General features: G+C 59.5%; 9 protein-coding genes. 3 read left to right on the forward strand and 6 right to left on the reverse strand.

Annotated elements, in window-relative coordinates; translation table 11 throughout:
* Positions 1-47: 47 nt before the first annotated feature.
* The 4 genes from rpe to lysA are packed head-to-tail and all read right to left on the reverse strand — an operon-like array spanning position 48 to position 4,891.
* The gene (gene rpe / locus IE038_RS03270; RefSeq protein ID WP_163939338.1) at positions 48-734 is read right to left on the reverse strand and encodes a ribulose-phosphate 3-epimerase; all 687 of its coding nucleotides are present in this window, start codon (positions 732-734) and stop codon (positions 48-50) included.
* 12 nt (positions 735-746) lie between these two features.
* A complete protein-coding gene (locus tag IE038_RS03275) occupies positions 747-1,673 on the reverse strand; it encodes an alpha/beta hydrolase (RefSeq protein ID WP_163939336.1) in 927 nt (308 codons plus the stop codon).
* A gap of 55 nt (positions 1,674-1,728) precedes the next feature.
* Positions 1,729-3,306 (reverse strand): class I adenylate-forming enzyme family protein, encoded by a 1,578-nt coding sequence (locus IE038_RS03280; protein ID WP_189395117.1) that lies wholly within the window; start codon positions 3,304-3,306, stop codon positions 1,729-1,731.
* Positions 3,293-4,891, reverse strand: a complete 1,599-nt coding sequence (gene lysA, locus IE038_RS03285; protein WP_163932377.1) for a diaminopimelate decarboxylase — start codon at positions 4,889-4,891, stop codon at positions 3,293-3,295. Before lysA ends, IE038_RS03280 begins: the two co-directional genes overlap by 14 nt.
* 404 nt (positions 4,892-5,295) lie before the next feature.
* On the opposite strand from lysA, the gene ccoN reads away from it, so the two are divergent.
* Positions 5,296-6,723, forward strand: coding sequence for a cytochrome-c oxidase, cbb3-type subunit I (ccoN, locus tag IE038_RS03290; protein WP_189395118.1), 1,428 nt, complete (start codon positions 5,296-5,298; stop codon positions 6,721-6,723).
* Positions 6,724-6,734: 11 nt separating this feature from the next.
* Positions 6,735-6,947, forward strand: coding sequence for a cbb3-type cytochrome c oxidase subunit 3 (locus IE038_RS03295; protein WP_229775599.1), 213 nt, complete (start codon positions 6,735-6,737; stop codon positions 6,945-6,947).
* Here IE038_RS03295 and IE038_RS03300 read toward each other — a convergent pair.
* Positions 6,937-9,435, reverse strand: coding sequence for a UvrD-helicase domain-containing protein (locus IE038_RS03300; RefSeq protein WP_163939151.1), 2,499 nt, complete (start codon positions 9,433-9,435; stop codon positions 6,937-6,939). The two genes, IE038_RS03295 and IE038_RS03300, sit on opposite strands and share 11 nt — an antisense overlap.
* Before the next feature lie 186 nt (positions 9,436-9,621).
* Here IE038_RS03300 and IE038_RS03305 point away from each other — a divergent pair, with 186 nt between their 5' ends.
* Complete coding sequence (locus IE038_RS03305) at positions 9,622-10,320, forward strand: pirin family protein (RefSeq protein ID WP_163939149.1); 699 nt, start codon at positions 9,622-9,624, stop codon at positions 10,318-10,320.
* Between the two features lie 42 nt (positions 10,321-10,362).
* Here IE038_RS03305 and pgm read toward each other — a convergent pair whose 3' ends face one another.
* Entirely contained in the window at positions 10,363-12,000 is a 1,638-nt protein-coding gene (gene pgm / locus IE038_RS03310) for a phosphoglucomutase (alpha-D-glucose-1,6-bisphosphate-dependent) (protein WP_163939147.1), read from the reverse strand.
* Positions 12,001-12,048 lie beyond the last annotated feature (48 nt).

Here is a 12,048-nt window from a genome sequence, read left to right on the forward strand (position 1 = left end):
CAAGGACAGGTAACTCATGGGGGTTCGCGAAAAATCGGTAGCGAGCCTCAGGCTGCGCGACCGGCTACAGCGTCGGCGATCCTGCCACGCAAGGCGTCAATAGTAGCGCGGTAATCATCTTCAGCAAAAATTGCCGTGCCGGCGACGAACATGTCTGCACCCGCAGCCGCGACCTGAGCAATGGTCTGCTGATTAACGCCACCATCGACTTCCAGACGAATACTGCGTCCACTGGCATCGATCAGCTTGCGAGCCGCTTCGATCTTCGGCAACACCGACGGCAGGAACTTCTGCCCGCCAAACCCCGGATTCACCGACATCAGCAGGATCAGGTCAAGCCTGTCCAGCACGTAATGGCATGCCTCAAGGCCGGTGGCCGGGTTGAACACCAACCCCGCTTTGCAACCCAGGTCTTTGATCAGCTGCAATGAGCGGTCCAGATGCAGGGTGGCCTCCGGGTGAATCGAAATATAGTCCGCACCCGCCTCGGCAAAGGCCTCAATCATCGAGTCCACCGGCGTGACCATCAGGTGAACATCAATCGGCGCGGTGATCCCATACCGGCGCAAGGCTTTGCAGAACTGCGGCCCCATGGTCAGGTTAGGCACATAGTGGTTATCCATGACATCGATATGGATGACATCGGCACCTGCTGCCAGCACCTGTTCGACTTCAGCACCGAGACAGGCAAAATCCGCTGCCAGAATCGAAGGGGCAATCCAGAAACTGTTCACACACGTACTCCATTACTGATTGGACAGGTATTGCAGCGCCCCATGCGCCCGCTGGAGCAACGCGGTATTGACCTGCTCGATCAATGCGGCGCTCAGCGATTCCAGGTGGAAATGGTGACCACCCTCGTGCCAGTGAACCCGAGTCGCCCAAGGCAATGCGCGCTTCCTCTTCTCATAGTTGCCGTTGGCGAACAGCCCTTGGCGACCGAGCATCACGTGCAAAGGGCAACTGATCTGCCGAAGGAAATCGCACGCCTGCTGCTCGGTCAGTTGCAGCGGCTCAGGCAGCACCAGGCGCGGGTCATGGCGCCAGCGATAGCCGTCACCGACGCTGATCAGGTCGCGCAATGCCAGGCAGCGCACGCTATCAGCTGACAAGCTGGCATCGATGCCATTGCGCCGTTCAAGCACTGCGGCCTCGACACTGCTGAACTGGGCATGCTCCGGGGCAGAAAAACCGTGCAGGCGCGTACGCACCGCCAGACGCATTAAACGGTGAGACCTTTTCACATGCTCGACCGTATCGGATTCGGCAATGGTGAACGGCGCCCCCATACCGTCGAGAAAGATCATGCTATCGATAGACTTGTTCATCGCCTCGAGGATCGAAGCGATACCCGTGCCCATGGAATGACCCAGCACGGAAAACCGTCGCCAGCCCAGGCACTCCACCAGCATGTTCATTTCACTGGCGTATTCCCAGAGGTAGTAACCGCTGTCGCTACGCCGATGCTCACTTCGGCCATGGCCAGCCAGGTCCGGTGCTACGACAAAACAACCCTTCAAGTGTGGCGCAATACGCTCGAACGATGCGGCATTATCCAGCCAGCCATGCAACGCCAATACCGGATGCCCGCCTTCGTCGCCCCAGATGCGTAGCGCTATCTGGTTGCCGTTAACGTCCAGCGACTGATCTCTGCCCATGCTGTCCAGGCTCATACAAACGCTCCCTGCGTTCCTCTGCATTTAAAAAGGGTGAAGAAACGCTCGCTATTCAACTGGCAACGGCCAACTGAGCGTGTTGTGCCTGCTGCTTGAGTTGCACAAGGTCAAACTTGCCGTTGGCAGTACGCGGCAATGCCGCCTCAATGCGAATGAACAGTGGCACCTTGTGTGGCTCCAGGCCCGCTCGACAGAACGCCATGACTTGCTGGGCATCCAGTGTGACGCCACTGCCCAGGGTGACAAAGGCATACAGCCCTTCACCGACCGAGGCATGCTCGACACCCACGACGGCAGCCGCTTCGACACCCTCGATCGCGTACAGAAAGCTCTCCACCTCGCTCGGGCTGACCTTCATCCCGCGGGATTTGATGACATGATCCATGCGCCCGTGGAAGTACAGGTAGCCATCTTCATCAAGGCTGCAGTAGTCGCCGGTGTGAAGCACGCTTTCGCCTGGATAAGGGCCAGGCTTGAGCTTCTCGGCGGTGGCCTTCGGGTTGCGCCAGTAACCCACCATCACCGTCGAGCCACGGATGACCAATTGCCCGACCTGATGCGGCTGATCGATTCGCTGCCCCTCATCGTCAATCAGCCATAATTCGGTATTGGGAATGGCAATACCAACACTGCCAGGCTTGCTGTCGATGTCTTCTGGCGGCAGGTAGGTGCAACGCTTGCATTCGGTCAGGCCGTACATCGAGAAAATCTGGGCATTGGGGAACAACGCTTTCATCTGGGCGATATGTCGTTCCTTGAGCGCCGCGCCGGTGTTGGTCACCATGCGCACCTGAGCAAACAGCGCTGCGCGCTTGTCCGCGCACTCATGCAAGAGCATCAGCATGGTGGGTACGACGGGGACGATGGTTACCTGGTATTGGCGAATTTTCTTGATGAGGAAAATCGGCCAGGTAAATTCTTTCTCCAACACCAGCGTGGCCCCAGTGCTCAAGGCCATGATCATCTGGTACAAGCCATAGTCGAACGATAACGGCAGCGAACACAGCACCGTATCGCTTTCCCGGTAACCCAGGTAAGTGTTCAACGAAGCCAGTGCCGCGAGCATATTGCCGTGGCTCAGCATGACCCCTTTTGGAGCGCCCGTGGAGCCTGAGGTATAGATGATCGTTGCCAGATCCAGGTCCAGGTTCATGCTGGAGGTTGACGTCGTGGTCCCTTGGTTGAGCAGGCTTTCAAAGGTCTTGGTGACTGCAGAGCCAGGTTCACCATCCAGCAGGATGCACGCACGCAGGTGCGGCAAGCTGACCGTGTTGGCTGGCAGGTTGGCGAATGTCTCGGAGGTCGTGATCAGCATCGATGCTTCAGCATCGCGAATGATGTAGTCGAGGCTCTCACTGGACGTTTCCAGGCCAACGTTGACCAGCACCCCGCCGGCCTTGAGCACACCCCAGAAAGCACAGACCGTCTCGACCCGATTACCCAGGCACACCACCACCCGCTCCTGGCGCTGCAGGCCAATGGCTTGCAGACCGCAAGCCAATCGCGAACCGGCATCATCCAGTTGGGCGTACGTGTAGGTTTCCTCGGCATAGATCACTGCCGGCTTATCAGGATGCAGCTCGCTGCGCGCTTCCAGCACCGACTGCAGCAATGCCTTAGAGGCTTTCATGTTGCACCTTCAGCAGGTCGGTGAATTGCCGAACGGGTTGACGGTTTGCCTCGATGTACTGCGCCAGGCTGGCAACCGTATTGAAATGGCCCGGGGTGATCGTGTCTGGATTGACGAAGAAACCCTCGATCTCATCCTCCAGGCTGACCAGCAACTCCATGGAGGTAAGGGAGTCCAGACCCAATTGATTGCGCAAGTGCGAATCTGGCACGACAAGCAGTGTTTCCGGCAGATTGAGCACCCGGCGCAAAATGCCGACAAGCTGTTGCTGGGTTGAGGCCAGGGCATTATCCGGACGAGCTTGAGTGGCAGGTGCACAATCCAGCATCTCGGCGAGGTCGACATCGGCGTGACTGTCGACGATCTCTTCGACGCGCTGGCGTTGCCGGGCCAGGAACAACTTGCCGTGGCTGGCAATGACCTCGGCGGGATAACCATGGCTGTGAAACAGCGTGGGTGATGCTGTCGGGCCGTACGCACCAGACGCCGTCACGGCCAGCAGATCACCTTCCTTGAGCGTTTCGATCTGCACGTCGCGGCCGAGCAAATCATCAGGACTGCAGAGTGGTCCGGAAATATGGTACTCACGCCGCTCCGTGTCACGACTGCCAGCGGCATGCACAATACGAAAATTGCGCTTGAGCACCTGCCCACTGCCGACTGCGGCGCCATGGCAGTTGGTGCCACCGTCGGTGACGGCGAAGGTCTTGCCGTGGTTCTCCTTGATATTGTCGACCGTTACCAGCAACGCCCCGCACTTGCCTGCAATAAACCGCCCCGACTCAAGGATGATCCGCGCCTGTGGGTACTGGCGGTGGAAGCCTTCGAACAACGGCATCAACAGCTGCTTGAGCTGGGCAACATCCAGCTCCTTTTCGTTGTCGTAGTATTTGATACCGAGACCGCCCCCCACATCGACCATGCTCAGGTTCAGCGAGTAGCGCCGAGACAGGTTGCGGAACAGGTCAAGGATGTAGCATGCATTGTCGTAGACCGACTGGGCATCGAGGATCTTCGTGCCGTTATATACGTGAATCCCCTTTACCTGAATGTTCGGCATCGCCACGTATTCGCCGAAATTGGCCACGGCCGTATCTTCTTGAATACCGAAATGCGTTGGCCGCCCGCCCATCTTCCACGGCGAACCCGACGCCGAGAAATTCGGATTGATGCGGATCGCTACCGGCGCGACGCGGTTCAGCTGCCCCGCCAGCTCGGACAACTTGCGCAACTCGCTTTCAGACTCGACGACAATGGCATACACACCAACCTCAAGCGCCCTGCGATGTTCTTCGGCTTTTTTGTACGGACCGAGGAAAATAATGTCTTGAGGGGCAACCCCCGCTTTCAGGGCAATTTCCAGCTCACCCATCGAGCACACCTCGGTATTGCCGCCATAGGAGCGAATCAGCTTTACCAGAGAGAGGTTCGGGTTGACTTTCAGGGCATAGAAAATGTCTACGCAGTCGGGCAGTACCTGGCGCAACTCATTGAAACTGCTGCGCAACACCGCTTCATCGTACAGGTAGGTGGGCGTGCCGAAGGTCGCTTTGGCTTGAAGGACCAGTTCCTTGGAAAGCTGCATCTGTTGCTCCCTTCATTATTGTTTGGCCGCGGCTACGCGCCCCGATCGTCTGCGGCGGGCCAGCCCCTGACGGACCGACTCGGCAGCGCCCTTGCGGTTAAACTTTGCGCGCAAAGTTTAACGAAGTCTGAACCGTCTTTCAGCGTGATGTCAAGATGACTTCAGCGCATTTCAGCTGCGACCCACAGCCGCTTCGTGACTGAAATAGACGTCGAGAACAGCCCCTCTTGCTGTCAGTATTTACAGATCAGATAGCGCTGAGCCCAATGAATACTGGGGTTTCATCTGATCTGTATATCTGCCATGTTTCTGAGTCTGTTTTGTAGGCTCATAGCTTCCTAGAGTCTGCGCCCGTGCCCTGCCCGACGGTAGGGCGAGCCTTACAGGAACAGTGGGAATCAGCCATGTCTACACAACAACAGGCGCAGGCCTACAACTACAAGGTGGTTCGGCAATTCGTCATCATGACCGTGGTCTGGGGCGTAATCGGCATGGCCATGGGCGTCTGGATCGCCTCGCAATTGGTCTGGCCTGATCTGAACCTGGATCTGCCCTGGACAACATTCGGTCGCTTGCGGCCACTACACACCAGCCTGGTGATCTTCGGTTTTGCCGGCAGTGCCCAGTTCGCCGCCAGCTATTACGCGGTACAACGGACCTGCCAGGTCAGGCTGTACAGCGACACCCTGGCCGCCTTCACCTTCTGGGGCTGGCAGGCGACCATCGTGATCATGCTGATCAGCTTGCCGCTGGGGCTGACCACCACCAAGGAGTACGCCGAGATCGAGTTCACCGGCGCGGTATGGATGGCCATTGTCTGGGTCGCCTACGGCATCGTCTTCTTTGCCACACTCATGCGCCGCAAGGGTAAGCATATCTATGTGGGCAACTGGTTCTTCGGCGCCTTCATTGTGGTGATTGCCATGCTGCATGTGGTCAATCACCTGTCGATCCCGGTCAGCTGGTTCAAATCCTACCCGGTCTATGCCGGCGCCACCGACGCCATGGTCCAGTGGTGGTACGGGCACAATGCCGTGGGGTTCTTCCTGACGACGGGCTTCCTCGGGATGATGTACTACTTCGTGCCCAAGCAAGTCGGCAAGCCGGTGTACTCCTACCGCCTGTCCATCGTGCATTTCTGGGCACTGATCACCCTGTACATCTGGGCCGGCCCGCATCACCTGCACTACACCGCGCTGCCCGACTGGGCGCAATCGCTGGGGATGGCGATGTCGTTGATCCTGCTGGCGCCCAGCTGGGGCGGCATGATCAACGGCATGATGACCCTCTCCGGGGCCTGGCATAAGCTGCGCGACGACCCGATCCTGCGCTTTCTGGTGCTCTCGCTGGCGTTCTACGGCATGTCGACCTTTGAAGGGCCGATGATGGCAATCAAGACCGTCAATGCCCTGTCCCACTACACCGACTGGACCATTGGGCATGTGCACGCCGGTGCCCTGGGCTGGGTCGCCATGATCACCTTCGGCGCGTTGTACCACATGATTCCCAAGGTCTTCGGCCGCGAGCGGATGTACAGCACCGGGCTGATCAACCTGCATTTCTGGCTGGCCACCATCGGCACCGTGCTCTACATCGCCTCGATGTGGGTCAATGGCATCACGCAGGGCCTGATGTGGCGTGCCACCAACGATGATGGAACCCTGACCTACTCCTTCGTCGAGGCGCTGGTCGCCAGCCACCCAGGCTTCATCGTGCGTTTTGCCGGTGGTGTATGTTTCCTGACCGGCATGCTGTTGATGGCCTGGAACACCTGGCGCACGGTACGTGTTGCCAACCCTGGGCTGGCCCTCAACACTGCACAGATCGCCTGAGGAGACCCATCATGAACGATTGGGGGTATGCCGTGTCCTGCCTGAGCGCACTGCTGTTCTTCTATTGGGTGACTACCGCCTGCCTGCGACGGCACACCCATGACGTGGACGATCAGGCCAGCCTGATACCGTTTGCCGACGACCCGGCCGTGGCCCGACGGGTCGAGCAGGCCATCGGCAAAACGGTGCCAGCGACAGCACCGCCGGCCGCATTCAAGGCCTGAGGTCGTCGAAGAACGCTTTGCTGCCATCGACCTGAGACGATGCCCGGGGCAGGTTCTGCGCCTCCCCGGTCGGCGTCTCGACATGCCAGTAACAATGCCTGACGGCGCGCGTGACGGCGACATAGGCCAGGCGCAAGACTTCGTCCTTCTGCGCATTGTCGTAGGCTTCAGGGTCACCGCTACGGCCAAGCCCGGCTTGGCGATACACCTGATTCTTGTACGGCGAACGCGTCACATGCTGGCAATCGCCAAGCATGAACACCGCATCGGCCTGCAGCCCCTTGGCGCTGTGGTAGGTCAGCTGACGGAACCGGCGTTGCCCTGGCGCAAGGCCCTTCTCATGGTTGATAAGCGGCTGTAAATACTCTGAAATCAATGACTTATCGCTGCTTTTTCGATACAACATCATCACCGAATCCCCCTGCCGATAATGCGTCATCAACTGCTGGGCAAGCGCCGCCTCATCACGCGGCTGCACCGTGACCGGCACGGCGTCCTCGGCCGCCAGACCACAGGCTTTGGCTTTCTTGCCGTTGATCGCCGGAGCCGGCTTAACAATGTGCTCGGCTGCATCAATGATGTGCTGGTGGCTGCGGTAGTTGTCGCTAAGCATCACCCGCGTGCTGGACGGCGAGACGAATTCCTTGGCGAACTCCATGAAGTACTTGGGTGAGCTACCCCGCCAGCCGTAGATCGATTGCCAGTCATCGCCCACGCACAGCAGCGACGAATGCTGGGCGGTGCGCCCCACATGCAATGCTGGCCCGCGCCGGCGGATTTCACGCAGACAGGCCCGTAGCCAGGAAACGATCTGCGGCGAGACATCCTGGAACTCGTCGATCATCAGGTGCGCCAAAGGCCTGAGCAAGGCATCGGGCAACAAGCGCAGGTTCTCGGGGGTGTTCTCCGCGAACAGGGCGAACATTCGGTTATAGCTCATGATCGGCGGCGACTGCGCCAACAGGTGGTTCTCCAGCGCCCGCCAGTACAGACTCAAGGCTTCAAAGAACAGTGCATCGCTGTCACCCGCTGGAAAGCTCATGCGCCCGACTGCTGCGCAAACGTCCAGGCCAAGGTTCTCGATGAACCCGGCAGCACTGACGAAGGCGTCCAGGAGCGGCACCGACGAGAGCTCGCCCTTGACCTTGTAGTCAAAGCCCGGCCCGGCCACGGCATCCGTTGCAAGGGAGGCGGTCAAGCGCTTGGCTGCCGAATAGTTTTCAAGCCATATCAATGGCTTATCGCAGAAAGCTTGAAACAACGTGCGTTTGATAACCCACTCGGCCCACACCGGTAACTTGGCACTCGGGCGCTTGTAGTCCTTGTTTTCCCCAGGATCGAAACCCAATACGACCCAGGCATCGAGTTCGGCAATGTAGCCATGGAAATGAAAACGGCTGCCATTGATTTCCACGGTTTCCCGGCTTGGCTCGATGCCCCTGATCGGCCATGCGCCCGCCCTGAACCAGAGGTCTTCAATCGTGTCGCACAACTCCTCGTCGCGCTCGGCAGACAGTTGCGTCACCGCAGCGCGTTTCTGCACGTCGGGATGATCGCGGTCCAACGCCTTGAGCTGCAAGGCCTGGCGCCGCAGGGTCGTGATCAACTCGGCAAAGCGAGGGCTACCCTGCATCAGGTCGCGGTAGCACAGGTTCAACTGCTGACGCTGGGCATCATTGATACGCAGGTCAAAGGGGTTGGTCTCGGCATTCGACTCGCTGCCACCCGGTAGCTCACTGCCCAGCGTCTCAAAGGCCCGCAGCTGGCTGAAACCCGGCAGGCTGCGCACCAGTGGCAGAATCCACGAATGGAAGGTACGCACCAACTCGCGGGCCTCTACCGGGGTCAGGTTGAGGTCCCATAAGGCAAACACCTGGGTCAGTCGTACGATGAAGTCCTTGCGCGACTCCCGCGTGAACGTAACCACGGTCATGGCATCCAGCTCATAGCCCAGGTAGTGGCGCAACAGCAGAATACGCAGCACCAGGGACGTGGACTTGCCAGCACCGGCACCCGCAATCACGCAGGTCGAGGGCGTGTCACTGAAGATCATTTTCCATTGCGCGGCGCTGGGCTGTGCCTGCGCGGGCAGGCGCTGCGCAACGTCGGCCTTGAAGCGTTTTTTCAGCTCGGCACTGAGCGGCAGACGCCAATCGTCGAACAGGCTGTCGTCCTGTCCTGGCACGACATGCGCATCGGGGCGGGTATCACGAATCACCAGAACCTGGCGGCCGGCCTCGAAACCGTCGACACGGCCCTCCTCATAGCCCTCGCGCAAGCCCTCGGCATGGCCGGTACGTTGGCCGCTGGCATGCCCCTGAAACCACGAGTCGCGGTGCTGTGCCTGCAACCGGCTCAGGCCTCGACCAAGGACACGGGCCAACAACCGCCTGACCCAGGGTAACTGGGCCGGCGGGGTTAATTCCGGGGGGTGCTTGGGGCGCTCGTGTGACACACCGACTCCAACTGAAAAGGGCTCTGTCGCCATGTTCGCTCCATTGACCGCAAAGCACCAGCCGATTGCTTGTAGATCAGGTAATTAGGCGATGAAGTGAATCCATCACTGCACCTTTTACATCTAATAATCAGATCAATATAAGCCGAAATTTACGCTTAATTTCGATCATTAAGTGCGCGATCATCATTTCCATAAACCTTGCCGAGGAGATGACTCATGTTGCAACTGCGCCCTTTCGCCACCCTTGGCCATGCCAACCACGGCTGGCTGGATGCCCATCATCACTTTTCATTCGCCGAATACTACGACCCCGAGCGCATGCACTGGGGCACCCTGCGGGTCTGGAACGATGACCTGATCGCTGCAGGCAGCGGTTTCCCACCGCACCCGCACCGTGACATGGAAATCATTACCTATGTCCGCGAAGGGGCAATCAGTCACCAGGACAACCTGGGCAACAAAGGCCGTACGGAAGCGGGCGATGTGCAAGTGATGAGCGCCGGGACCGGAATCGTCCACAGTGAGTACAACCTGGAGAAGGTTGATACGCGCATCTTCCAGATCTGGATCATTCCAGAGCGCAGCGGCGAAGCACCCTCGTGGGGCACCCGTCCGTTTCCCAAAGGTGAGCGCGGCGAAGGCTTCGTGACCCTGGCCAGTGGCCGTGAAGGTGACGAGCAAAGCTTGCGCATCCGGTCTGACGCACGGCTGGTCGCGGCGACACTGAAAGCCGGAGAAAGCGCCGAGTACGTGCTGGACAGCGGACGTCGCGGCTATCTGGTGCCGGCCAAAGGGCTGATCGAGGTCAACGGTGTGCGCGCCGCTGCCCGTGACGGCCTGGCGATCGAAGACGAATCGTTGCTGCGAGTGACGGCGCTGGAGGACAGCGAAATCGTTCTGGTCGATGTTGCCTGACCGGCACCCGCCCCGCTAACGGGGCGGGTGCGCGACCAAAGATCAGGAAATGGCGTTATCGACCAATTCCTGGGCTTCGCTTACCAGGCGCTGCAGGTGTGCATCGTCGATAAAGCTCTCGGCGTAGATCTTGTAGATGTCCTCGGTACCCGACGGACGCGCCGCAAACCAGCCGTTGGCGGTCATCACTTTCAAACCGCCGATGGCCTGGCCATTGCCCGGCGCATGACTGAGGATCTGCTGAATTGGCTCACCGGCCAGTTCAGTGGACTTCACCTGCTCCGGCGCCAGCTTGCTCAACAGGGCTTTCTGTTGCGGGTTGGCCTTGGCCTCGACACGCGTCGCGAAGGGTTCACCCAGCTCGGCGGTCAATGCGGCATACGCCTGGCTCGGGTTACGCCCGGTACGCGCGGTGATTTCCGCCGCCAGCAACGCCGGGATCAAGCCGTCCTTGTCGGTGGCCCACACACTGCCATCCTTGCGCAGGAACGAAGCACCGGCACTCTCTTCGCCACCAAAACCGAGCGAGCCGTCGAACAGCCCTTCGGCAAAGAACTTGAAACCAACCGGCACTTCGTAGAGACGACGCCCCAAACGTGCCGTCACCCGGTCGATCAGGCCACTGCTGACCACGGTCTTGCCAACGGCCGCATCGGCGCGCCACTGCGGACGGTTCTGGAACAGGTAGTCGATGGCAACCGCCAGGTAGTTGTTCGGAGCCAGCAGGCCGTTTGGCGTGACGATGCCGTGACGGTCATGGTCGGGGTCGCAGGCAAAGGCAACGTCAAAACGCTCACGCAGGCCGATCAGGCCCTGCATGGCATAAGGCGAGGACGGGTCCATACGGATCTGGCCGTCCCAGTCCACGCTCATGAAGCGGAAGGTCGGGTCGACCTCGGTGTTGACCACGTCCAGGTTCAGGCGATAGTGATCGGCAATGGCCGACCAGTAGCGCACACCGGCACCGCCCAGCGGGTCAACGCCAAGGCGCAGGTTGGCACCACGAATAGCATCGAAATCAATCACATTGACCAGATCGCTGACGTAATTGCCCAGGTAGTCATGACGATGGGTCGTGCTGGCCTTGAGCGCCTGCTCATAGTCCATGCGCTTCACGTCTTTCAGGCCATCGGCCAGCAGTTCGTTGGCCTTGGCCTCGATCCACTTGGTCACGTCGCTGTCGGCCGGGCCGCCATTGGGCGGGTTGTACTTGAAGCCGCCGCTCTGTGGTGGGTTGTGCGACGGGGTGATGACCACACCATCGGCCAGACCGCGGCTGCGACCACGGTTGTAACAAAGAATGGCGTGGGACACTGCCGGCGTTGGCGTGTACTCATCGTCCTTTGCCAGCATCACTTCGACGCCATTGGCGGCCAGTACCTGCAATGCGGTGGCTGCTGCCGGCGTGGACAGTGCGTGGGTATCGATACCGACGAACAGCGGGCCATCAATGCCTTTGACCTTGCGGTACAGGCAAATGGCCTGGCTGATAGCCAGTACATGGTCTTCGTTGAAACTCAACTCCAGAGAACTGCCGCGATGCCCTGAAGTACCGAACGCTACCCGTTGGGTGGCGATGCCGGCATCCGGCCGGCCAGAGTAGTAGGCGGTCAGCAGTCGAGGGATATCGACCAGAATCGACGCAGGTGCCGGTTTGCCCGCCAGGGGACTGAGCTTCATGCAAAACCTCAAGAATGGGTGTTCAGGGTAATGAAAGGTCACAGTTTA

This window comes from Pseudomonas laurentiana (assembly GCF_014648275.1).
GTDB lineage: Bacteria > Pseudomonadota > Gammaproteobacteria > Pseudomonadales > Pseudomonadaceae > Aquipseudomonas > Aquipseudomonas laurentiana.